Origin of the sequence: Luteolibacter sp. AS25, from assembly GCF_046736275.1 — a bacterium.
Lineage (GTDB): Bacteria > Verrucomicrobiota > Verrucomicrobiia > Verrucomicrobiales > Akkermansiaceae > Luteolibacter.
Map to the genome: position 1 here is coordinate 1,283,044 of NZ_CP151837.1, position 24,068 is coordinate 1,307,111.

General features: G+C 53.7%; 20 protein-coding genes. 7 read left to right on the top strand and 13 right to left on the bottom strand.

Annotated features, from left to right (window positions below; translation table 11 throughout):
* Positions 1–36: 36 nt before the first annotated feature.
* A complete protein-coding gene (locus AAGA79_RS05970; RefSeq protein WP_411827862.1) occupies positions 37–807 on the bottom strand; it encodes an ROK family protein in 771 nt (256 codons plus the stop codon).
* A gap of 214 nt (positions 808–1,021) precedes the next feature.
* Here AAGA79_RS05970 and AAGA79_RS05975 point away from each other — a divergent pair, with 214 nt between their 5' ends.
* Positions 1,022–2,899 carry a hypothetical protein gene (locus AAGA79_RS05975; protein WP_411827863.1) on the top strand — a complete coding sequence of 626 codons (1,878 nt, stop codon included), beginning with the start codon at positions 1,022–1,024 and terminating at the stop codon, positions 2,897–2,899.
* Between the two features lie 54 nt (positions 2,900–2,953).
* Here AAGA79_RS05975 and AAGA79_RS05980 read toward each other — a convergent pair whose 3' ends face one another.
* On the bottom strand, positions 2,954–3,508 hold the full coding sequence (locus AAGA79_RS05980) for a lipocalin family protein (RefSeq protein ID WP_411827864.1): 555 nt from the start codon (positions 3,506–3,508) through the stop codon (positions 2,954–2,956).
* Positions 3,509–3,817: 309 nt separating this feature from the next.
* Here AAGA79_RS05980 and AAGA79_RS05985 point away from each other — a divergent pair, with 309 nt between their 5' ends.
* A complete protein-coding gene (locus AAGA79_RS05985; protein WP_411827865.1) occupies positions 3,818–4,657 on the top strand; it encodes an SGNH/GDSL hydrolase family protein in 840 nt (279 codons plus the stop codon).
* A 314-nt stretch (positions 4,658–4,971) separates the two neighbouring features.
* On the opposite strand, the gene AAGA79_RS05990 is transcribed toward AAGA79_RS05985, so the two are convergent.
* The 3 genes from AAGA79_RS05990 to AAGA79_RS06000 all read right to left on the bottom strand — a co-directional run bounded on the left by AAGA79_RS05990 (position 4,972) and on the right by AAGA79_RS06000 (position 6,726).
* A complete protein-coding gene (locus AAGA79_RS05990; protein ID WP_411827866.1) occupies positions 4,972–5,328 on the bottom strand; it encodes a hypothetical protein in 357 nt (118 codons plus the stop codon).
* Between the two features lie 148 nt (positions 5,329–5,476).
* Positions 5,477–6,379: a dienelactone hydrolase family protein gene (locus AAGA79_RS05995; protein ID WP_411827867.1), complete on the bottom strand. Its 903-nt coding sequence runs from the start codon at positions 6,377–6,379 to the stop codon at positions 5,477–5,479.
* A 23-nt stretch (positions 6,380–6,402) separates the two neighbouring features.
* Positions 6,403–6,726, bottom strand: a complete 324-nt coding sequence (locus AAGA79_RS06000) for a hypothetical protein (RefSeq protein WP_411827868.1) — start codon at positions 6,724–6,726, stop codon at positions 6,403–6,405.
* 540 nt (positions 6,727–7,266) lie between these two features.
* Between AAGA79_RS06000 and AAGA79_RS06005 the strand changes: the two genes are divergently transcribed.
* Genes AAGA79_RS06005 through AAGA79_RS06015 form a run of 3 tightly spaced genes read left to right on the top strand, consistent with a single transcriptional unit; the run spans position 7,267 to position 9,841 of the window.
* On the top strand, positions 7,267–8,142 hold the full coding sequence (locus tag AAGA79_RS06005) for a hypothetical protein (protein ID WP_411827869.1): 876 nt from the start codon (positions 7,267–7,269) through the stop codon (positions 8,140–8,142).
* Positions 8,139–8,678 carry a hypothetical protein gene (locus tag AAGA79_RS06010; protein WP_411827870.1) on the top strand — a complete coding sequence of 180 codons (540 nt, stop codon included), beginning with the start codon at positions 8,139–8,141 and terminating at the stop codon, positions 8,676–8,678. Before AAGA79_RS06005 ends, AAGA79_RS06010 begins: the two co-directional genes overlap by 4 nt.
* Positions 8,675–9,841: a hypothetical protein gene (locus AAGA79_RS06015; RefSeq protein WP_411827871.1), complete on the top strand. Its 1,167-nt coding sequence runs from the start codon at positions 8,675–8,677 to the stop codon at positions 9,839–9,841. The genes AAGA79_RS06010 and AAGA79_RS06015 overlap by 4 nt, the downstream gene beginning before the upstream one ends.
* Positions 9,842–9,942: 101 nt before the next feature.
* On the opposite strand, the gene AAGA79_RS06020 is transcribed toward AAGA79_RS06015, so the two are convergent.
* Positions 9,943–10,728 carry a hypothetical protein gene (locus AAGA79_RS06020; RefSeq protein WP_411827872.1) on the bottom strand — a complete coding sequence of 262 codons (786 nt, stop codon included), beginning with the start codon at positions 10,726–10,728 and terminating at the stop codon, positions 9,943–9,945.
* 255 nt (positions 10,729–10,983) lie between these two features.
* Here AAGA79_RS06020 and AAGA79_RS06025 point away from each other — a divergent pair, with 255 nt between their 5' ends.
* Both AAGA79_RS06025 and AAGA79_RS06030 read left to right on the top strand, forming a co-directional pair.
* Positions 10,984–11,514 (top strand): PEP-CTERM sorting domain-containing protein, encoded by a 531-nt coding sequence (locus AAGA79_RS06025; protein ID WP_411827873.1) that lies wholly within the window; start codon positions 10,984–10,986, stop codon positions 11,512–11,514.
* Between the two features lie 250 nt (positions 11,515–11,764).
* On the top strand, positions 11,765–13,465 hold the full coding sequence (locus AAGA79_RS06030; RefSeq protein WP_411827874.1) for a hypothetical protein: 1,701 nt from the start codon (positions 11,765–11,767) through the stop codon (positions 13,463–13,465).
* A 99-nt stretch (positions 13,466–13,564) separates the two neighbouring features.
* Here the strand turns inward: AAGA79_RS06030 and AAGA79_RS06035 are convergent, their stop codons facing one another.
* The 7 genes from AAGA79_RS06035 to AAGA79_RS06065 form a co-directional block, all read right to left on the bottom strand.
* Positions 13,565–15,118: a sulfatase family protein gene (locus AAGA79_RS06035; RefSeq protein ID WP_411827875.1), complete on the bottom strand. Its 1,554-nt coding sequence runs from the start codon at positions 15,116–15,118 to the stop codon at positions 13,565–13,567.
* 99 nt (positions 15,119–15,217) lie between these two features.
* Positions 15,218–16,855, bottom strand: coding sequence for a glycoside hydrolase family 172 protein (locus tag AAGA79_RS06040; protein ID WP_411827876.1), 1,638 nt, complete (start codon positions 16,853–16,855; stop codon positions 15,218–15,220).
* A 10-nt stretch (positions 16,856–16,865) separates the two neighbouring features.
* Complete coding sequence (locus AAGA79_RS06045) at positions 16,866–18,398, bottom strand: sulfatase-like hydrolase/transferase (RefSeq protein ID WP_411827877.1); 1,533 nt, start codon at positions 18,396–18,398, stop codon at positions 16,866–16,868.
* Between the two features lie 273 nt (positions 18,399–18,671).
* Positions 18,672–19,346, bottom strand: a complete 675-nt coding sequence (locus AAGA79_RS06050; RefSeq protein ID WP_411827878.1) for a PEP-CTERM sorting domain-containing protein — start codon at positions 19,344–19,346, stop codon at positions 18,672–18,674.
* A gap of 239 nt (positions 19,347–19,585) precedes the next feature.
* Complete coding sequence (locus tag AAGA79_RS06055; protein ID WP_411827879.1) at positions 19,586–21,625, bottom strand: serine/threonine protein kinase; 2,040 nt, start codon at positions 21,623–21,625, stop codon at positions 19,586–19,588.
* Positions 21,622–22,218 carry an RNA polymerase sigma factor gene (locus AAGA79_RS06060; RefSeq protein WP_411827880.1) on the bottom strand — a complete coding sequence of 199 codons (597 nt, stop codon included), beginning with the start codon at positions 22,216–22,218 and terminating at the stop codon, positions 21,622–21,624. Before AAGA79_RS06060 ends, AAGA79_RS06055 begins: the two co-directional genes overlap by 4 nt.
* 568 nt (positions 22,219–22,786) lie before the next feature.
* Complete coding sequence (locus AAGA79_RS06065) at positions 22,787–23,779, bottom strand: aldo/keto reductase (RefSeq protein WP_411827881.1); 993 nt, start codon at positions 23,777–23,779, stop codon at positions 22,787–22,789.
* Positions 23,780–24,068: the final 289 nt, after the last annotated feature.

Here is a 24,068-nt window from a genome sequence, read left to right on the forward strand (position 1 = left end):
ACCAGAGGTCGGAAGGTCTCCTCAGATTGCCGGAGGCTAATCTTTCCGGAATAGATCCGTGCTGCCGATCCCTCGCTCAATCCATAGCCAGATACCTCCGCTCATTCCTAGCTTGTTGGATACGAGTTTCACATCCGGTGGGAGGTCGAACTTGAGTTTCTTGGCATTTCCACCGCCGATATACAGGCAATCGAAGAGAACGAGATCGCGCAATGTATCGATCGCCTTCTCCACGCGCTTATTCCATTTCTTTTTCCCGACCTCGTCTCTGGCTGCGTTTCCTAGCTGCTCCTCGTAGGTCTCTCCTTTCCGGAAAGGGTGGTGGGCCATTTCCAGATGGGTGGATAGCCGTCCGTTTTCCGCGAAACAGGAGCCGAAGCCGGTTCCAAGGGTAATGACAGCCTCCACTCCGACCCCTGAAATAGCGCCAAGTCCCTGAACGTCAGCATCGTTGAGGATGCGGACTGGTTTTCCGAGTGCTTTTTCCATCGCCAGATCAAGGTCAAAGCCATGCCAGATTTCCTGGCCAAGATTGTGGGCTGTGAGGATTTTCCCCATACGCACCACTCCGGGAAATCCGACGGATACACGATCATACGCGGGTAAAGGTGCCACCAGTTCAGCGAGTGTCTCGACCATTTTCGCCGGCTCACACTCCTTGGGAGTGGGGATTCGCACGCGATCTGTGATCATGTTTCCCTCACCATCCAGAACGGAGGCTTTAAGCCCGGTTCCGCCGATATCGATGGCCAGCGTCTTAAGTTCACTGCCGAGATCGGAAACCTTTGAATCTTCAGTGGTGCTCATCCCTCGACTCTAGAAAGCTGAAAATGTAAATCGAGACTTAATCAACGGGACTTTCCTTTCAACTATGGCTTCGACCGTTCATTGATGTGGTATTTTGCTGTGTGACAATTTTGAAAATCGAGAGGAGTTGGTAGCCTCGGATTTGCGTTCCGGAAAATCCCGTGGCAATGGATGGGTTACGCAGGTTTCCTTTCTCCGGCCTGCGGCATTTCTTATGAATCTCTCTATCAAACGCCGTTTCACGAAACCATGGGTGCTGGTTTTGTCGGGTATGCTTTTATTGCTGGTCATTGGCGTGTTTTCGGCGCGGCCCATTATCTCGTCGAAGATGGAAGGGATACTTACCGAAAAGCTCAAGGAACGGGGACTGACAGTAGAGTGGGATGGCTCGTCCTGGAATCCATTGCATGGCCAGCATTTCTCCGGGTTAAGAATCAGTGAGGAAGGTGTGGAGAGTGCGCCTATCGCGGAAATCGAAAGTATCAATTTACAACCATCATTCCGGCAGTATCTCGGGAGTAAGAAAGGCGCCCTGGCCTGTGGCATCGATAGCTCACCACTGATCCTTCGCGACGGGGAAGGGAAGGTCCAAATGGATGACGTATCCCTCGAAATGAGCATCAAGGAAGGACGGATTGGTGTGGATGAACTGGTCTTCAACCGTGACGGGCTGTTGGTGGATCTGGAAGGGGAGGTTCTGCTCCAAGAAGCAAAGGATGAGCCCGGTAAATTTCGTCCGAATCTTAAGTCGATCCGGACCGTTTTTGATATCCTTGATATCAAAGGAGCAGAGGACGCTTTCAATGTAAGCGGTGTTTTAAATGTGGATGCAAGCAAGGCGCCTATTGTCTGGGATGCGAAACTGAAAGGCAGTGGCAAGGATCTTGAATGGAATGGTGTCCGCTGGACCGAAGCGGAGGCAGAGGGCGAATTGTCTTCGGGGAAAACCCAGGTCACCTACGATCTGAAGACCGCGCATGGCTCCGCAGTGGGTGAGGTGAGGGATTCCGGTGAGGAAGGCGCCCCGTTTGAAATCGATGGGAAAGTCAGCGACAATTCCGGTGGAACCAACGAGTATCATGCCGATCTTCTTGATGGCGTTCTGACTGTTGATTCCATCGAGGGATCCGCAAATATCCTGGAGCTATCGAGGGATGTGGTGGGGGTTGAGACCGGAAAAACCGAAAGTGTGAGCTTTGAGGCTTTTCCGCATATCGAAGTGAAGAACCTCAAGAGGAAAAAAGTGAAAGGTGAGGCTGAAATGACCATTGAGTCGATTTCGGTAAATAGTTCGGAAGCAGTAAGGTTCAAATTCGAAGATCGCACGGTGGAAGCGACGGATTACTCCGCGAGTGGGAATTTCGATGGGAAGAGCTGGATCGTGGAGAAATCGAAGGCGAATCTTCTAGGCGGGTCGGTTACGCTCAAAGGCAGCTACCGCGAGGGTGCTCTCAGAAAGTCGCGACTGGGAATGGAAGCTCTTCGTGTGGAGGAAGTGCGCCGCTTGTTCGGGGCTGATGAAGGAGAGTCCTCGGGCAGCATTTCGGGGAATTTCAATGGCGCCTTTTATTTCGAGCAAAAGGATTGGGAAGGAAGCGGCTTTTTGCGGATGACGGATGCCCCGGTGGTTCAGGTTCCTTTGCTCGATCAGGTTTATGAGATTTTCATGGCTGTGATCCCGGGGGTGAAGAGGGCGGAGGCAGCTGAGTTCGAGGCGGATTTCACGAAGAAATCCGAGAAGGTGGAAGTAACTCGATTCGAAGCCAAGGGCGGAAAGTCTCTCGTAGTTACCGCGGATGGAGAGGTAGACCTTGAGAAGGGCAGGGTGCAGGGCAAGGCTAGTGGTGAGCTGCAGGGCCTGCCGGGTATGATTACCTCACCGGTTACCAAACTGCTGAAGATGGAAGTTTCCGGTCCCTATGATGACATCGGAGTGAAGCCGCTTGGACCAGTGGAGCTTGTGTCGGGAGCCGTCGAAGGGGCTGTGGAAACTCTCAAGGATGCCGGGAAGCAGACCGGAGAAGCCATCAAGGAAGGCCTGTTAGCTCCTTTGGAGAAAATTGGAGGAGGGGACGATGAATCAGAGGAGTGATTAGGTCAGTTTCCCCTGATCATAGTCTATATTCTTCGATCGAGCCGGCCGGAATCATCCGTGTGGCACCCGCCTGAGCTTCGATATGTCGTGCCCTTGACGTTTTAGTTCGGCCACCAATTCCTGGTATTTGTCTTCAAGTAGATTCTTATCACGCGCCATGATCCATGCGTATTTCCGGCTAGGCACTCCGACGATTACTGTTTCGTAATCTTCTGAAAGGTAGGTGATCAAATAGGATGCCTTGAACGGCCAGATGAATTGCATCCGCCACTCAGCCTTGGTCTCGTCGTTGTAAACGAAGCCCTTCGGATGATATGTTTTCAATGGCCCGTCCAACGATCCCTTGTTGAAAGTGAAAGTCGTCGGGATAGTCCCGTCCTCCGCCAGCTCGTAAGACTCCTTCGCATTGTAGGCTTCCTTCTCGATGAATGTCGGGATGTTTCCATGCACATACCAATCGCCGGTAAACCGGTTTAGATCGATCTTGCGGGAAATTGGCTTCAACTCTCCGCTCGCTGCTTCACTCGGGTTCGTGGAGCAGTTTGTAAGTCCCATCGTCAAGGCGCCACAGGCAGGTATAAGTGCACTCATAAGTAATCGTCTCATTGGATAATCTTATAAGCTTCCCCTGATTTCGGCTTCCTCAAGAGGTTTTCTCAGTGAATCGACCGGGGCGGATTGTAAGTAATCGTCCCGAGTCAGTTCAGGCCCGGGCCGGCTCTACCCGAGCTAACTGGAAAGATCACGATGTGGGGAAAAGGGGGGAGGTGATGAAAGTTGCCGGACGCGCGGTGGGTAAAAAAGAAGCAGACTGCGAGCTTGCCGGGTGCTGGGCCAACGTTGCTTCGTGGAGTATGAGAGCTTATACCTCATCCGCGCTCATCGACCTGCTCCCGCTTCAGAAACCGAGAAAGAATGAAAACGATATTAAAGAAACAGACCGTCCTCCTACTTGCCCTGATGTTGGGGGGCTTCCAGCTTACACATGCGAAAGAGGCTGTTATCGAAGTCATGCCGAAGGGTTCCGAAACCAAGGCGGATACGAGTGGTGCAAAATCGGCGAAGGAAACATGGGAGAAATTGGCAGGAAGAATGGCAAAGCGTCCTGAGTTTGCTTATGTTGAAAACAACCCCGCTCTGCCGAATGTCCTGATCTACGGTGATTCTATCTCAATTGGATACACCCAGTATGTTCGGAAGAAACTTGGAACTGAGGCCAATCTGTATCGTTTGCATAAAAACGGCAGCTACTCAGATGTCTTTATCCCCGCGATGAAGGAAATGCACGACGCCATGACCGACGGGAAGCTCGATAAGCCCTGGAAGTTTCAGTGGGACGTCATTCAATTCAATGTCGGCATGCACGATCTCACGATGATCAAACCCGACGGTAAAGACAGCGAACCGGCATCGAGGACATCGATTGAGCAGTATAAGAAAAACCTGAGAGATATCCTGGCGTATTTGGAAGAACTTGCGCCCGACGCGAAGCTCATTTTCGCTACCACCACTCCGGTGCCGGAAGGTGCGTTCAAGCCGAGAAGAATCGCCGGCGATGCGGAGAAGTACAACCAAGCGGCTCTTGAAGTGCTGGCGGATCATCCGGAGGTCATCATCAATGATCTATTCACGCTCACAAAACCAAATCAGTCCAAGTGGTGGAGTGAACCGGGGAATGTTCATTACAAAAAGGTAGGAAGTAATGCACAGGGGGAACATGTGGCAAAAATCATTCTTGATACCCTTGGAAAGTAAGAGCGAATCAGAGTGGATTTTCCGGCTCGAGTAACTTGAAGCTACTCGAAACGGAAACCTTTCTGCTGCCCACCTCCGTGTATTCGAATGTTCCTTAGCTAGCGGGAACTGACCCCGCTGACTAAATCACATCGCCATGAACACCTGGCGATTTCTGGTCAAGACCGGCACTCACACCTTCCGGGATCTGATTCCGCAAATACTTGCCGATCAATCCAAGCTGCTCTGAAAGCGATGCTCCGGAGCTATCCCCCGATCCTATATAACCGGGAAATGCTTCGGGCTCAGCTGAGTTCTGTCACGGCCTGTGTGGATTACTTCTTGGGCTTGTAGCCGTCCCATTCTTCCTGGGTGATCTTTTTATCTTTGTCCTGATCGTAGATCTTGAATTCATCTGCGCGACGGGCCTCCCATTCCTTCTGGCTGATTATGCCATCCTTGTCTGTATCCCAGGACTCAAAGGCAAATTTGCCAAACTCATCCATGTCCAGGTCGCCGCTTTTATTTGAATCCTTTACCGCGAATCGTTGCGCCGAATAGGCATCATATTCCTTCAAGGTAACGATGCCGTCTTTGTCTTTATCGACTAAGGGGAAAACATCTGAGCGTTTTGCATGAGCGAGTGAGCTGAGCGATAAAATGGAGAGGGTAATGAGGAGTTTTGATTTCATGGGTTTTATACGTTTCATGTAGAAACTATTTTGCCCGGAATTGCTGTCAATTGAACATCGTCGGAAGGAAGTGCTTATTTTTACTCCAAGTCCTTATTCCATCTGGAGGCATGCCGCCTCTGACTTCATTACGGCGGCCTGCTCCGGACTAGGCGAGGTGCTTTTTGAAAAGCTCGATGGTTCGCTCCCATGCTAGCTCTGCCTGGGCTTCGTCATAACGTCCGGTGGAGTCGTTGTGGAAACCATGATTGGCCTTGGGATACATCTGCATGGAGTATTCCGCGCCGGCTGCCTTCAGGTCCTCTTCATACTCCGGCCAAGTGTCGTTGACCCGCTTGTCCAGCTCCGCGAGTTGGATGAGAAGGGGACCTTTGACGTTTTTCCGCAGCTCTTTCGCGGCCGGGGTGCCGTAGAAGGGAACCCCCGCATCTAGCTCCCCGGGGATGGTCGCCGCGAGCATATTGACGATATAACCGCCAAAGCAGAAGCCGACAGCGCCGAGTTTCCCGTTGCTGAGCTTATGGGCCTTGATGAACCTGGCGGCGGCGATGAAATCCTGCTCCAGCTTGGCCTTGTCCATCTCACCCTGCATCGCGCGACCTTCGTCATCGTTTCCAGGATAACCACCTACCGGATAAAGGCCATCGGGAGCAAAGGCGACGAAGCCGGCCTTGGCCACCCGTCGGGCGACATCCTGAACGTATGGATTGAGTCCCCGGTTCTCGTGAATCACCAGGACTACCGGAGCTGTTTCCTTCAGATCCTTTGGAACCACCAGGTAGCCTCTGCCTTCTCCATTGCCTTGCGGGGAAGGAAATGTCTCGAAAGTGGCGGTGATCCCGGGATCATTGAAGCTCACCTGCTCGGCTGCCGCGTAATCGGGAGTCAGCACGGAGAGGAGGGTGCCCATCGTCAGGGCTGCGGTGGTGATGGTTCCCAGGCGTTTTACGAAAGTCCGGCGGTCGATGACGCCATGGGCATACTCATCATACCAATCGAAGGCTTCCTGTGGGATAGGGTGGGCGGAGATGGACTCGTGGGGTGCGCTCATCGGGTTTTCAAATGTTCAGGAAATTAGTTCCTGCTTCTCTGATCTCTGTCGTCGTTTCTGCCTCTATCGTCGTTATCTCTGCCCTTGTCGTCGTTCCTACCTTTGTTGTTATCTTTGCCCTTGTTGTCGTTTCTACCCTTGTCCTTATCGTTGCCTTTGTGGTCGTCCCGGCCGTTGTTGCCTTTGTATTTATCCTTCGAATAATCATGCTTTTGGGGAGCATGATTGTAGCCTGTTTCCTTTTTCTTGTAGCCTGAAGGGCCGCCGTAGGCAGATCTCGAGTCAACACAGCTGGTTCCGAGAAACGCGAAGCTCCCCACGATTGTTGCGATAGCAATAATTTTCATGACCAAACAATACCCGGCTTGAGGGTGAGCGCACCTGATTTCTGATCAAATTCTCTAACCGCCTGCATGTAATCTCTTAAATGGTTCGGTTCCTCCACTTTGTTAGAAGCGAGTTAGGATCTGCCGGTATATAAACGAGCGGTGTGGATAGAAGAAGTGCGCGGCAATACCATCGTTCCCGGAAGGAAGATTGCCGGGATAGAGCGACAGATCATTGGCGTCTTATGGACCCATAATCAAATTACCCACAAGTTGTCGGAAAACCCGGAATCCCCTCTATCCAGGTGACTTGATACAAATGGATGAAGCCGCATGTGATGACCCCATAAGCAAAAAGCCGCCTCTGCAAATAGACTCCAGCTTCGTATATATTCTACGTTAGTTGCCTATCAGTAACCCTTCACAGTTCACCTTTGATCGACTTACGGCCGTGCATGTCCCAGCGCGGTCGTAAAAACTTCGGAAGAAAGCAGATCCCGCGCTTTTTTCAGGAAAATCCTCCATCGGTAAGCTGGTCACCCTCAACACAACCAGCCCCTCATGAGCATTAGTTCATATGCCCGAGCCTCCGCATACGCAGCGGCGGTTCTGACCGTTTCCAATATTGCCACAGCACAAGTCGAGTGCTGGGGCCCCGGGATGTCTAGTCCGGTGACACTCACGGAATACAACCGCTCGGCGACCGTTACCCTGGCCAAACCTTTCCGCTGCGATATTTTCGGAGTGGCGGGAAAACTTGAGCTAGGGAACAAGGCCAACAATGCCACCGTCAAAAACGGGCTCTTCAAACAGAATATCCTGGGTGGCTTGCTGGGGACCGGTCAGACCGTGCAATCCTCCACTTATGTGGTGCTCCAGACGGGTTTGACGAAGTTCTACCCGGAGAATTTTTCCGTCAGCAACTCGAGTCCCGGAGCCAGTGTGGGGCCGGTCATGCAATACGGGGAAAACTGGACGCTGAGCGATCCGAGAAATCCTGCGAATGTCAGCTATGGCTTCCACCTCGCGGGCTCCTCGCTTCTTGGAAGCCTGCTCCCCGGTGTCATTTCCCCGGCAAATTACAACCTCAATCCCAAGGGCTATTTCTACGTCCTTGGCGAGTATCACGAAGCTCCGCCAGTCATGACGGGCACGCTCGTCGTCTCCTCTGAGCAAGTGATCTCCGGCGTATCGGTGAACGTGTCCTACCAGATCTCCCGTTTCGATGCACCCATCTACCGCCCTCCGTTTCTCGGCCTGGATTTGGGGGATGTCGGTCTCACGGTCCTTGGTTCGCCCCCGCAGGATTCGGCGGCGGGCACATCGGTAGGGGCTGTTCCCGTTGTTGCCACCGGGGAAAGTAACTTCCTCCACGTGACGATCAATCTCGGCAACGACCAGGGCCAAGGCTGGCGCAAAATCTCCACCACACCATGAAAGCAAATCTCCTCATCGCCGCCGGATCCCTTTTCCTCCTACCTGCTCTTACTGCTCAGGAAGTCGCCCGGAAATCCGGCATCGGACTCGAAATGATTCCGCAAGATGCCGGCGCGCCCATTGCTGACATCTCCTCGGAGGAGGAATTCATCGCACGCCGTGCAAAAGCCGCCATGGGCCGCCCGGCACCACAACGTCTGGCTCCCAGGTCCAGTGCTTTCGGCCTCCTGGAGATGTCCACCGCCATCCAGAAGGGCCCGGAATTCATACTCGCTCCAAAAGGATCGGTATTGTTCTGCCCGGCGGAGCTTGAGGAGCGAATTGTCAGCAAGCCGCAAGGGATTCACATGGATTGGCTGGAGTTTCTGCGGGCGAACCGGAACTGGATCACCACCTTCCAGGTCACCGAAGACCAGGTAACAGGGAAAACACCGATCGCTCCCGAAACGCTGGAGCATTTTCAGAAAAACAACCTCCTCGTGCTCGCCACGCTGAACGGGGGCCTGGTCACCGTCATCAAACCCAACCAACCATGAACAAGCTATCCCTTCCCATCCTCCTGGCGATGGCCGCCGTATCGGCCCGCTCGTTTGCCGTGGATTTCGTGCGTCAGATCCAGTTGAAAGACGGTGAAGCGATTGTTTATGACAGGCCGATCGCCAGCACCCAGGGAGACACCCGCTCGGAGCCCATCGAAGGCGATGGCTCGATCTTCCAGCTCTACGCGTATGAGGATGCGGTCTACAGCCCATTCACCATTGCCGACGCAACCGTCGGAAACCTGGCGAGCGCGAATGTCTCGCTGGATTCACACCTCGTCGATCTGAACGTGGCTGGAATCCAGATTGATATCATTCTTGGAGACACATCCTCAGGCTCATCGCTGCCCCAGCTGCTGGATGAAAAAGTGGTGGGATCCTACATCCCCGGTGCGGCCATCACCCTGAGTTCGGAGGATCCATATCGGCCCTCCCGGACCCGCGCGGACCAACCCTACAGCATGTCTCTCGCCATCAACCGGCTGCCGCTTCCAGATCAGGAGACACCGGCCGGGGTGCCGACCACGGTGGCGCTGGAAAAAAGCTACAAGGTCTACCACCCCACGCTTCATGTGCCTGCCCAGGACGGCAGCGGACAGGGCTACTACTCGGATGGCCTGGAGTTCGACCTGAACGGGACCTACACCCTTCCCGGGATCTACCAGCATCTACCGGGTAGTTCTCCAATCCGCGTGATCGGGGAGGAAACCTTCACCGCCTCCGTCCAGGTCGGCGATCCGGGTGCCAAAGCCTCCGTTGGCTCCGCCACCATCCAGATCTGGCCCGTCGGCACAGCGGAAATCCAGGGGATTGATCCTTCTAAAATATATAACGGCGTTCCCACCGGGATCCAGGCAGTGCTGACCGATCTCTATCCGGACAGCGTGACCTACGCGCAAATTTACAAGGGCACCCAGTCATTGGGGAAAACCGGATACATCATCCCCTCATCCGTCTTCTCGATCAATACCTTCGCTCCGCAGACGACCACGGTCCCGCTGCTGGATCTGGGAAACGGGATAGATGGGGATGGCACCTACACCATCGAGGTGCTGACAATCACTCCCTTCAACAACCGTCAGCCGGAACGCGTGACCTACACCACCTTCGACATCAAACGGATGATCAAGGTGAATGCCATGGTCACCACGATGGAATGAGTCATCACGAGGGGTTTATGCGATCCGGCCCGCCATGCCGTACGGGGCACGCACGTTGCTCCCGGCAGTCCGGTAGGATGTGATTCTAGCCCGGTAAGCTCCTACCTGCGGAGCTCCAGTTTCATCTCTTCCTCTGTGATTGGCTTTGCCACAGAAATGCCGAGATTTTCCGCCATGAGCGATGCCCGCTCGAAATCCTTTTCTCCCACCCATACCGCCGCATATTGGGTGCCGAACTTTCCATCGGGCGCCGTCGAAACGTTCAATAGTTTGAACCCATCCTTCGTATAGTCCCTGTGATACCGCAGGAAGCGCAGCCTGTTGCAAAAGATCCGGGCTGCAAAACGGAACCCCTCGCCGGGTGGGGTATAGATGGATCTTCCCTGGAGGTATGGGAGGTTCGGGTCCATTTCCTGATAGAGGGGGCAGGTCCTGGGAGTTCTCTCGTCGAACCTCTTCTGGAGCACACTGAGGCTTTCCCAAGGTGTGAATAGGCGCTCCCGTTCGGCCGCCATCTCGTCATCCAGAACAGATGCCTCGATCACGCTCTCCTTTGGCTTAGCCGGAGAAATCCATATTGCCTGATATCTCGCGGTGCCGGAAGCATCTATGAAAACGTTCAGGCTGATGCGGTCATAGCCCTTCAGATGCCACACCATCCCTTCTTCGTAGTATTCATCCACCGTGCTGTTCCAGAGAATCCCGAATCGAAAATACTCCCCCAGGGGCCTGTCTTCGCGGATCCAGCGGAACTGACTGATCCCATTGTGATTTCTTCCCTCGAGCTTCCGCCAGCAGGTGGTGCTTCCGTTCAATTCATTACACCTCAGCTTGGTGTCCAGAGTGTCGAACCACTCCGAAAATTCCTCTTCCTCCACGTTACTCACGATGGGCTCCTTTTTGGAACAACAAGCCGAGGATAATGCTATTACTATGATAGATATGAATTTGAGCACGCTGCCTATCATTTGGGATAAGATGATTTGTTCAAATCAATTCCTGAAATGCCCTTCAAAACATTCTTCTCCTACACCGACCGCTGATCGTCCGGGATCTGTCTCGGCAACGCTATGGTTCGAAATAGTCAGGAGTGGTTAACTACGACATTGACAGTGGGAACGGGCTATATAGGAAATTCGAGCATGAGCACTCTGGCCAAAACAACGGCATTTTCCGCGATTCTGATCGCATCACTAGTTCAGGGTGCCGATTCCGCCATTGTATATTTCGATGCAGCTTGGTCAGGAACTGCATTAAACAGTGCAGCGATCGCTACCGCAACGGTCGGGATCGAAACCTCCACCCTCACTGGTAATTTCCATCTCATCGGCATCCAATATCTCGATAGTATTACGATGACCGTATCCGGAGCTTCCATAGGTAACGGGACATTCACCAAAAGTGACTTCAACAATTTTACTTTCAGCTCGAATAATGCATTGGATTTCACCCAAGAGCTTGTCGGGCAGACGGGCTTCATCGATTTTAATGTTCATGGTGCCCCCCCGTCTCCGAACGGAACGTATAATTTCAAACTATGGACTAACGGGACTTCGAATGGAGATGAAATGGAGCTCACTTCACTCGCACCCGTTCCCGAGCCTTCATCTGCGGCGCTGCTGGCCGGCGGAGTTGTCTTTTTCCTCGTCGCATCGCGTAGGAGAACCAGCTGATACACCGTGGCGGCATGGAGGAGGCCGTGGCTGGCTGTGGAATAGTGCTAACCTGCATATCCTTCCCGGAGGTGTCTGGATGGTTCCAAAGGTTTCTTCCCGTTAGGGAGCAGTGGCGTCACCGCCCCTTGGGTGCAAGGGGGCGTCTTCGCCCGTTGTAAGTAAGTGACTGCCCTACCAAGGGTGGCGGGGATATCACTCCGGACACAAGGCGCGGGGATGTGCCTACTCCACTGGCTTCGCCGCACGCATGGGAAGTGAAAAAGCGGGGGACTCAGCCTGCCCCGGACTGGTGGAAAAGGTGGGGAACTGTGCCCGCGGAGTTGATTTCCAGACGGCAATGGCTGAGGGATCGGGGGCAGTCGCTAAGAGACTGGGGGCAATGGCCGAGAGATTGGGGGCAGTCGCTACGAGACTGGGGGCAATGGCTGAGAGATTGGGGGCAATGGCCGAGGGATTGGGGGCAATGGCCGAGGGATTGGGGGCGGGAGATTGGGCCTCGGTATCAGGAGAACAGGTCTCGGGGGCGGTAGGGCATCGGCGGGTGCATCACGCTATTCTCCGGAAAACCGGGGCGCGTAAAAAGGCTCTTTCGGAAATCCAATACGCTTTACCCACAAGACCGCAAAGGATAAACACTGCAATGCTCAGATCATCCATAACTTCCAAATTGGTAGCCTTATCTGTTCTTCTTGCAGTGTTTACAGGCATGATCTCCGCAGCAGAATACGAGAGCGAGATCCTCGTCATTCAGACCGATCTTGCACTTGCGGCAACGATACGGGCAGCCGCGGAGAACGGGGAAATCAGCACCGAAAAATTCGATGGGATACTGGATGATCTGGTTTCTAAAAACAGAGTTGAGGAAATTTACCGGGAAGCCCGGGAAATCCCCGATGAATGGTTCTTGGAGTTTGTTCACAAAGTAGGGGAAGCCACAGAACTCTCCGATGAGCCCGTGGACCTAGGCTACACGCTCTCAACCCAGCTAACCTTGAACAAAGAGAAGAACCTGATCGCGACGATCTTCGGGGGTAGGATTTTCCTGAGAACATCAAGGGATCTGTTTGTCGAAAAAGACATCTCGTCCTCGACGGAGACCCCTCTGGACCGCTGGCAGATCCTGGGGGAGTGGAGCGAGCCCGAATCATCCATGCTGGTCCTCAACCAAGTCAGATCGCTATCTGCTACCAAGACAGAACCGGGGAAACCATCGTTCTATAAGGTAAAGGTCGAGCTTCTCGAAACAGCGGCGGCAGACCTGGACAAATTCAAGCTGGCAGGTCCGGAGAACCGTGCCAAAGCACTCGCCTGGCTGCGGGATCGTGGGACGTTTCTCCATCGGACGGAACTGGACCTTGGCCGCGAGTGGGGCCTGGCAAAAAACATAGTCGCAGATTACAAAGGCTCGGAGGAATACCTCGGATACGAGATGGTGTTCCGACTTCACCAGGTAAGCACGGAAAGCGATGCCATCACCGTAAGCATCGAGGGTTTCCTGAACGCCTCCGGGAAAAGACGGGAAAGCGCCGATTACCTTCTGGACTCAATCCATACACTCCGTAACGGAGAAACCGGAATCCTGGAAACCGATGGTAAGTCAACAGGAGGCAACAAACGTATCATCATGCTCGCCACGCCTTCCATCGGAAGGGCAAGAGTGACCCCGGCCATACAGTTCGATGCACCGATCAGGGATGGAGAAAGCACCGTTTACCACCGCATCCCGATGGGATTCATGGAAGAGATGCACAAGGCGCTTCCCAAACCACCGGTGAACTCGCACCCCAGACCGGTTCAGCAGCTTCTTGGTTATCTGGAGGAAAAGGGGCTCCCCGTCGATGAAGACATGAGGTCGATTTTCCAGATATATGATAACTACTTTTCCCTAACAGCCACCGCGGAAGCACAAAAAGCCGTCCGGAAGTATTTTCAGGAATGGGGGAACTAATCCGCCGCCGTCTCCGCCCGCCAGCGCGTTGAAATAACAGTCCTGCTGGCCGGTCACAGGGCGGAGCGGGGAATGTCCCCACCCGCGGGCTCCTGCTTTCTATTTCCGTTTGGATCTCTTGGCCGGTGCCTTGTATGTTTCCAGCAATGCATCCAGCTCTTTCACGACTTCCGGATATTCATTATAAACGTTCGTAGTCTGGCTGAGGTCCTTTTCCAGATCGTAGAGTTGCGCGGGCGGTGCATCTTTCGATATCACTCCGTTCACTGTGTCCGAGTTCTCATATCCTGTGAACATGGTCGATCTCGGTCCCGAGACCACATGACCGGTCGCTTTGTTCCAGCCGGCGGATCCTTTTCCTGCCAGATAGGCCCACTTTCCTTTGCGAATCATCAGGAAGCTTCTCCCGAGCGGCGCGCAGACCAGGTGATCGCGGATCGGCTCACCGGGGTTCCCGGTGAATGCCTCGGACATATCGATACCGTCCTTGTATGCATTCGATGGTAGCGGCGTTCCGGTGAAGGTTGACATGGTGGCCATCAGATCGATAGCGCAGATCAGCTGATCCGATCGAGTGCCGGCAGGTATCGAGCCAGGCCACTTCGCGATGAACGGCACACGGTGGCCGCCCTCCCATGCGTCACTTTTGAAACCAAGTAGTGGTCCGTTCATGTGATGGCCGAGTTTCCAGGCCTCTTGGGCGGTCTCGTTGAGCATGGCTCCATTGTCCGCGGTGAAGATGATCAGGGTATCGTCAGTGAGACCTTCCGCATCGAGCTTATCCAGGATCATGCCCACGATATGGTCGAGCTCCTGCAGGAAATCGCCATAAGGTCCCGCCTCACTCGTGCCCTGAAACTGCGGGGCAGGGGTGAACGGATGATGAATGTGTGTCGACGCGAAGATCAAAAAGAACGGGTCTTCCTTGTTTGCATCGATCCAGTCAACCGCCTTGCCGGCGAGGTGTAATCCGACTTCCTCATCCTTGTAGAGAGCGTGGGCCGCCTTCGAACCACCGATATCATCGAGGTTCATTTTCTCATGGAGCTCTTTCGTATATCCCTGTTTCCCTGCATCCTCATCGTAGCTGAATGGATCGTAGTCAGGTGATTCGGGATCATAGATGTGTCCGACCACGTGGTGGTTCTCCACATACACAAAAGGCGGGTGTGAATTGACCGTGGGCACCCCGTAATAGTAATCGAATCCGAGCTCGAGCGGCCCCGGTTTCAGCGGAGCATTCCAGTCCACAGGAGCTTTGTCCTGAAAGCCCAGATGCCATTTCCCCACAATGCCCGTTTTGTATCCGGCCTCTTTCATGAGGTCTGCAACGGTGAAGGTATCCTCGGGAATGATCAGCGGTTTCTTGAGGAAGATCGGAGCGTAGATGTTTTTCCTGAAGGGATACTGTCCCGTTAGGAGAGAGTATCTGGATGGCGTGCAGACGGCAGAGGGTGAGTGGCCATCGGTAAAGAGCCTCCCGCCTGTAGCCAGGCTATCGATACGGGGTGTTTTTACCTTCGTCGCCCCATAGCAGCTGAGGTCGCCGTAGCCGAGATCATCCGCATAGATGAGAATCACGTTGGGTTTCTTCCCGGCGAAGGAGTTCCCCACCAAGAGTAGGCTGGCGGCTAGAATAGTGGTCAGTTTCATATGGTTCCGGGCTATGGGTTTTCTTTACCTTCCCGCCGCCGGAATCACGCACAGATGCGTGATCCAGCTGCTTTTTCGCAGAAGGTAAATGCCTTGCTGTTAGTCCTTCAGCATTGCTTCCGGTAAAGGTGGCACGTTTAGCACCTCCTCGGTCTCCGGTTTGCGATTCGATGTTGTATCGGCGAATGCATACCAGTAGGTGCCCACCTGGTAGCCCATATCGCAATCAGTTCCGGACCACACTTCCATGTCCAACTGGAGTGAGCTGCCGAAGGGCATTGTATCCAATGCACGGCTGCGGGTCTCCACGCTGAACCCCTGGGTGTTGCGGGAATCATCGGACTCCGGCTTGCGGTTGAGCTTGTTGAATTTGTTGGCAAACGGCTGGGCATGGAAGGGGTGCTCGTAGAAGTCGGTGCTGCGTCCACCCCATGAATAGGCATAGTAGTCCTCGGTGCCGGTTCCGAAGATCGAAGGGAAGTCTTCGCCATCGACCCAGATTTTCTCATCGCCTTCACCCCACCATTCCTCGACGGGATTCATAACGGTCAGGGTATCGCCTACGTAAACGCCGCGGCCCTTGAGGGTCACATAGTTCCAGTCTGAAAACGGACGGGTCGGCACCGGATACTGTCCATGCCATGCAGCATGGAAATACATGGAACGATCATCCCACGTCCAATCACCTGTCTTAACCTCAAGCATTGCATCAACAGGTGCGCCGCTGAGATTGACCAGCGAAACCTTGCCTCCCTTTTGATAGGGCATCACCCAGCGGCATGTCATCATGCCATCTTCAGCCACGGTTCGATACCAGCCTTGCATCGGGTTCAGTCCAATTCCGGAGCCGAAGAAATCGCCGATTGGGCACCAGACTGTCTCCTTACCATCAAACTCCATCTTGAGGATGACCTGGCGGGTGATATTCGGATTCGAATAATCGCCAAGTTTGACCGAGAGCTCACGAACCGAGGCCACACCGGCCGGAAGATCGAGGGACTTTTCTGCCTGGTTATCCAGTTTCTCACTGAATTTCAGGGGGGCGCCCGCTCCGGCTGCCGATGGCTCAAGAAGGAGTTTGCCTGTCTTTTCCGTCAGATCCTTGGCCGCTTCAAAATCCTCCATGGTGAAGGTTTTGATCGCGGTGTCCTTATCATACTCACGGAAGGTGAACTGGTAGAAAAACGGCTTCTTATCCGTCGTGACCTTGCAGCTTTTCGCGTAGGGGATCGGGAAGAAACTCACCGCCGAGCGCAGGGAGGGGTGGGCGAAGGGGTAGGGAATCAAGCCGGTGCCGTCAAAAATGCCCAACATGTTTCCTTCCAGAGCAGGGACCTCGGCACCGTCCAGGTAGATGCGCATGGTGATATCGGAGTTTGGCTTCAGCTGATGGAGCCATGGCATCCAGGTGCGGACGATGGCACCCGGTGCTTCATGTTCCATCACCACCCACTCTTTCCGGCCATTGTTCTCCTCGATCCGGATGAAATTCTCAGTTTTTCCCCGCTTTGGATTGTAGTCCTGGTTGGTGAACCAGCCCTCGGGCTCATCCGGGGTTTTTGAAGCACGATTGTAGCTGCTGTCCTGCTTGAGGCGGAAATCCTTCGCAGGAAAGCGAGCCACCGAATCGCGGTCTACCATCTCATTTAACAATGAGTCGATGCTAACCGGCTCTTCTGCCAGAAGCGCCGATACGGAAAGCGCTGCAAATGCGCTTATGGGGAAAATGATCTTCATGATAAGGGTATTAATTGTTGTTTGAAATGATTTCGGTATGGCGTTCTTCGGTCTTTTTTCTGAGTTCGCTGAGAACGCCGGCGTATTCCGGATTTGTGGCCAGATTGTTCTGCTCGAAGGGATCTTTCACCATGTCATAGAGTTCTTCGATCACTGGTGTGTGCTCGTAGTAGCAGAAGTATTTGAACTGCTCCGTCCTGACGCCTCTGGAGCGGTAGGATCTATTAGCTTTGATATCGGCTTCGTTTATCTCGGCAACATTCTCGGGCACCTGCTTCGCGTGGAGGCTGGCTAGGAAAAGGCTCTCCATGTAGACTTCGTCACGCCATTGGCTCATGTCCTGGGTTTGCTGAATGACTCCTGTCAGGGTGCGTCCCTGCATGTTGTCGGGGATGTCCAGCCCGGCATAGGAGAGGATCGTCGGTGCGACATCGACCGAAGATACCAGTGCCGGTTCGCGGCGCCCTCTCTTATCCTTCGCAACCCGGCCATCAAAAACGATCAACGGCTCCTTCACTGATTCATCGTAGAGAATCGACTTATCATACAGCCCGTGGGAGCCGTGGAAACGTCCATTGTCACTGGTATAGATGATCACCGTGTTATCGAGTTCTCCCATTTCTTCCAGTTTCTTCACCAGACGTCCCACCTGCTGGTCCACGCTGTATCCCTGGGTGGCGAACCGACGGACCAATTTCTGATAAAGTTCGGGCGTGGAGGTTCTTCTCTTGTGCAGAGGGACACCGCGCCAGTAATCCAGCACCTTGGGTAATTTCGTATTTTTCCCCTCTACCCAGTTCTCGGGAACACTGAATACCTGATCGCTGAACTCCGCGACATCGGGTGGATACATATCCTGGTCCTTGTCGTTCTTGACCGCATAGAAACTGATGGAGAGGCAGAAGGGTTGCTCCTTCGGCTGCATCTCCAGGAATCGAATCATCGCGTCTCCGGTCTTGGGAGTCCGCTCGTTGAGGGGCCTATCCTTGCGGAAGATCGCTTCCAGCTTCTCGTCCTTCGGCCAGGAAGCGAAAGCTCCCGAAAAGTGCACACCTGAACCTGCGAAGAAATCGAAATAAGGAGAAAGATGCGTTTCCAGGTTATATTTCGAGACATTTGCTTTCCGCGCATATGCTTCATCGGTCACCGGGAAACCGAATTTCCCTACAAAGCCGGTGCGGTAGCCCGCCTGTTTGAGCATGGCAGGATAGGTCTTTGCGAAATCAGCTTTGGAGAAGGTGTAGTTATAAGGATGGGAGAAGCCCACCTTGTGATTCGTGAGATAGCGCCCCGACATCATGGTCACGCGGCTCGGCATGCAAATCGCGACCGCATAGTAAGCGTTGTCAAAAATGACGCCCTGTTCAGCCAGCCGATCGATATTTTCCGTGCGGAATTCCGGCCTGCCGTAGCAGCCGAAATTGTCCCATCGCTGATCATCCGTCATCAGGAAGACGATATTGGGTGGCTTTGCTTCTTCTGCCTGGAGCGGCATGAACAGGGTGGCGCCGAATGCGGCGATAAAACGAAATGGTGAAATCATGTGAATAAAGGTTTTTGCAACGCGATTGAATACTCCTGCAGTCAGGAGAAAATTTCAGAAAGAATAAGGATCGGAAAGCGACTAACGGATCATGGGCCAAATTCGATCACCTCTCCAAGGATGTATTCCATTGGATTTCAAAAGGTTCAAAAAAGAGGTAGGGTAGAGCCCGCGAGCGTTTCAGGTTCTTTACCCGACGCTTCCTGGTTGACGCCCACGCGCCAAATCTCTTCCCAACCCCTTTGGAGAGCCTTCTTGAAATTCGATTTGCCGTTAGGCGCGACGGCGGCGCTGCATGAGGAGCACTCCCAAGCCCCCTAGAACAAGCATCGAAGCGCTAGGCTCGGGGATCGCACGCAGCTGATAACCTGAAAGGCGAATTCCCGACTGGCTGGACTGTACCATCAAAGTTTGTGTTACGGCATCAGCCGTGAATGTGCCTATCGCATATTCTCCAGCTTGGAGAATATTGCTGTCCGTGGTCGCAGCGGCACCTGACAAGGTCATTGTGCGCGTTTCGCCTTCCACTGCATACCACACCTGCAAGGCATATTCCTGACCAACCGTCAAACCGGCGAATGTATCCATCGTGAAAGCAGAACCGCTTCCTTGATTGAGTGAAAAGTCGATATAGTCCAAAAATGATTGGTAGCCTGTATTTTCCGCTACAGTTCCACCAGTGACGGTGGGAGTCCATCCATCAGTATTAAAATTACCGTTGAGAGTAGTGGCGGTCGAAGTGAACGTCGTGCCAGCAAACGTAAGGGTTGGATTGGCTGTAACCTGCTGGGTCGATGTTGAGTTAACGGCCTTAACCGCGGTGCCCGTTGTCAAGACTTCGGATACATTACTGGTAATGGCGAAGTCTTGCCATGTGATCGTAGCGGCGTTCGCGCCACAGACCGTCAGGGTAGTCAGAATGGCGGAGGTGATGGTTATGTTTCTCATGATGTTTGCTTGGGGAGTTGTGGGTTTTTGAGTCCGGGGAAAGCGCGCTGCCTCTCCCGATTCAGGTGATCTATTTGTTACTCTCGTAAATTCCGTCTATGGCACGTTGGTGCCATAGAACGAGATGCACCCTTAGACAGGTATGTGCCGCGACTTTCGCGATTGGGACAGCAACGCCCCTTTTTTTTCAAATTCGTTCCAAGAGACCGTATGCCAGCAGAAAAATCCCTGTGGTTGCGCTATTTTTCAGAAACGATCACCTCTGGCCTGGATAGCCCGTCGGAGGTAATCAGCTTTTTCAACCACTCTGCTTTTAGCTGATCCTTGCGTATTACGACAGATTCCAACCCATTGATGATCATGCGCTTATCAAGTTTCGGCTTTCCAAGGGCAGAGACATCAAGCTGCCTCACAGTCGCGCGCTGCAGGCACTTCAGATCAAACTTGCCATCCACCTTGAGGACGAGTTTGTCCACATCGAGCAACCTAAGGATAAAATCTCCTCCACGGGTACGTCTTGGCTCGGCAAAACTTTCTTCCGTCGAGCTGATCACGAGCTCATCTGATTCTGCCAGGTAATCAGATGAAACGCCCGCGTTGGCTGGCCACAAGCTCCCGAAAGCGGCTCCAATCGCCTCTGCATATCCTGTCCTGTCCTTCCTGGCCTCCCAGTCATAAACCAGGATCGCTGTCATCAGGGCCGCGTGGTGGTGATCGATTACTACGACCTCCCGGAAAAAACGGGATAGTTCCCCAATGCTCGGGCGCTTGTTCTCGGAGAAATTGAAATCCGGGAATGCACTGGCCATTTTCATGTAACTGGCATTCCTATGGTTTGGATCCGGCGGGTTCCTGAGGGCCTCTGCAAAATTGAGCCTGATGCACTGGTTGCTGAAGTATTGGAACCGTCCCTCAGGGGAACCGGGATCCAAGACGAGAACGCGATCCAATATCTGGTCGATCTCGCGAAACGGCACCACCGGGCTGGTAAACAAGGCTGAGGTTTTCTTCCTGATCGCATGCATGAGCAGCCTGTTCGCCAATTCCTGCTTGGGCTCTTCAGATTGCACGACCAGATTTTCATATTCCGCGCTTAGATCACTGAATTCCGAGCTGAGTAACAGGTTCAGATCCTTTACGCGCTGAGCTTCGAGCTCCTTTACGCGCAGATGATTCAAAAACGACACACCAGTGACGGACATGATCAGAATCGCAACCATCGCGATGGTAAAAGGCGTGCTGTTCCTTCGGATAAAAAGCCTCCCTCTTCTGAATAGACTAGGTCGCTCGGCGCTGGTCGTCCGGCCAGAAAGATATCGGCCTATATCCGCCTGCAGCAGTGTCACGGATTCGTAGCGCTGCAGCGGTTCCCTGGCTATTGCCTTGAGCGTCACGGCCTCCAGACCCTTTGGGATATTTTCCCCCGGGAAGAGCTTACGGATCGAGCGATGCCGATACTCTGTTGTTTTCCTGAAAATCTCAGCTTTGGTTCCGGAAAATGGAGCTGAACCTGTGAGGATAAAGTGGAGCAGGCACCCGAGCGCAAAGATATCGCACCTCTCGTCTACAGGCATCTCCTTCAGGATTTGCTCGGGGGCCATGTAGCCGAGAGACCCTTTGATCTCTCCGTGCAATGTCAGGCTCCTGTTCGCAATCCATTCAGCGGACTCATCGGGCAGCAGTTCCGCCTCAGTCTTTCCTATGGATTTCCCAAGTCCCCAATCGCAGACCAGAACCTCACCGAAGCTGTCACACTGGATGTTTTCCGGTTTCAGATCCCGGTGGATGATCTTTTCCGAATGTGCGTAAGCCACAGCGTCACAAATTTTCAGGAAAATTGTCAGCATCTCACGGCGCCCCGCAGACTGTTTGACCAGATCCTTCAATGTGGTGTTTCCCTTCAGATCCATCGTGAAGAACGGTCGCCCGTCGGAATCGACACCTGCGTCGTGGACCTTGATAATATTCGGGTGCCTCAGGGAGGATACCAGCCAAGCCTCTTGCACGAAATCATCATAGCAGTCCGGCCCCAGATCCGCTCGCGGCCTGGCCAATGCGACAAGGCGCTTCGTTTTTCTATCGTAGCAGCGATAGATCTCTTTGAGCGCACCCTTTCCGATCAAATTCTCATCCGTGTAGCGCTTTTCCACAGCAGCAAGTCCTGTATATCCGGGACACAGGATCTCCAATCCCTCGGCATCCAGCTCGTCCGCCAGCCTATAGATACCCACAAGGCTTTGATCTGCCCGGTATTCCCTGTCATCGGAAGCGTCACTCATCCTTCGAGTTCCCTGATTACCGTCCTGACTTCAGTCAGGAGTCTCTGTTTCACCCTTTTCCGGAGCGTGTAGACCGAGGAAACTTCCAACCCCGTCTGTTCGGAAATTTCAACGGTCGGGACACCCCGCAGATCAAGTTCGAGAACTTTTACCATCTTTCTCGTGAATGTCTTCCGTAGCCGCTCCATTGCGATGCCCGTCACATAGAGCTCCCATTCGGCCTCGATGAACTTGTCGATCTCGGGCGAATGCTCCGCGTCGGCGCAGGCAAGTTCATTTTCGTATCTGGCAATCTTGGTCTTCTGGCTGTCGCGCTTGCGGAAATGCATCAAGGCGGTGCTACGGATCACGCGCCTAAGCCATGTCCGGAAGCGGGAACGATCCCTATCATAGGACGAAAGATCCCGCATCAGCACGATGAGCGTCTGCTGTGTAACGTCATCGAGATCGCTTGGGCTCACATCGAGCTCTTTGAGCACGTATCGGATAAACCGCTCGTAGTGACTACTCAGCTGCTGCCATGCAGCTTCATCGCCCAAGTTCCTTGCACGGTACAACAGCGAGTGACTTGTCTCTTTGTGGGTTTGTGACATCTCTTTCTCTCGAACCTCCCTTGACCTAGGATCAGGTAAGCAGGAGGTCGACATGAAGCCTTCTACATATTCTGAGCGTTTGAAAGAGAATCCCCATATTGGAAACCCACACTTCAATGCACAATCCAGGGGAGGGGGACAGATTGCCTCACTCCAGCCGTCGATCCGCCAGTCAATCCCTACGGACAGCTAAGCGAAAGTCTTTAGGCCATGAACGGACAGCGGATAACATCCAGACTATGATACCGCGGGCGTTGAACGAATGAGCTCCGGATTCGAAAATGATCTCAAAAGTGCAGAAGAATTACTCCAGGTAGGGAAGTAGGGTCACTGCACAAATCTCTTTGGTTGCAGGTTATTTGACAAACTGATCCGCCTCAGTCTCGTCTCCTCGGTGTCTTGGTTAACGGGCAGCGGGGACGCCACTGGAAACTCAAGGTGCGGCGACGCATCTTAAAGTTCGCTAAATCGCAATGATGTTAAAATTCAGCATCTGACCCCAAAGACGTGACCCCAAAGACGGTCGAAATAACGTCTCACGACCCAGCCAAGGTTTTGCCGATTCGCCTCAACGCCTCCGGGCGGGTGCAGCGGGCAGGGCGTCGACATAGGCGGCCATGCGCTTGCGGGTGGCCTCGTCGGGTAGCCGACCGATGCCACCTCCGATATTGTCGATCATGTTCTTAGGCTTGCTCGTCGCGGGCGTGACGACCGTGACGGCTGGATGCGCAACCAGATACTTGAGGAAGAATTGCGCCCAGCTGTTCGCGTCGAACTCCTTCGCCCACTCCGGCAACTCCTTGCCTTCGGCGCGACGGAAAAGACTCGTCCGCCCAAACGGAACGTAGACCAGCACACCAATCTTTCGCTCCTGCGCCAGTGGGAGGATCTCGTCCTCGACGCTACGATTGTCGATGGCGTAGTCGATGCCGATGAAGTCGATCGGTTCGTTGCGCATGATCTGTTTGAGCTGCCCATACTGTCCCTCGCGGGTAGTCGTTACGCCGATGTATCGAACTCGCCCCTCCTTCTTCAGCTCCTTGAGAATGCCGAGCTGTGTCGGGACATCCGCGAGATTATGTACTTGGATGAGGTCGATCTTAGGTTGCTTGTACTTCGCAAATGATGCGTCAATCTGCGCGCGAGCCGCAGCCGGATCGGCGGATCCACCCCCGCGTCCCGCAGCATTCAGCTTGGTGGCCCAGAACATCTTCCTGGCGATACCCAGTTCTTCGACGATTTCACCGGCGACTTCTTCCGACGCACCGTAGCTTGGCGCAGTGTCGAAGACCTTTGCGCCGCGATCTGTCATCACTTTGAGCACTTCGCTCAGAGCCGCGTGGTCCTCGCTGCCGGCGGTCGACGAGAAGGTGGCCGAGCTCCCGAGACCGATCACCGGAAGCATCTCGCCGCTCGAAGGAATCGCACGTTGGAGCAGCGTGTCTTGCTTCGGAGCTTCATCCGGGTTCTCGCTCTCGCTAGCCCGCAAAAATCGAGGTCCGAGGGCTAGGGCGGTGCCGGTGCCAAGCGCGGCACCCATCCATTGACGACGAGTTTTCATAAGTAGATTCGGTTTTTTCACAGAATAGCACTTTCAGCCCTCCGAGGCATAGGCTCAGAGTATAAGGCAGAAACTGGCCATTCCCATTATCTAATAGCTGCATTGCAAAGATCGAACGTCAAGTGCCGACCTATCGGGTCCTTCAGCTGTTTCAAGATTTCTTCAGACCCGCTGTTGAACCCTGCGATGGCGATGATCACGGCATACGCGAGAAACTTTCCACAGCCTGCGGCATAACTGTGGTCATAATTGGGTCAGTTCCCGCTAACTAACACATTTCTTCCCTGAA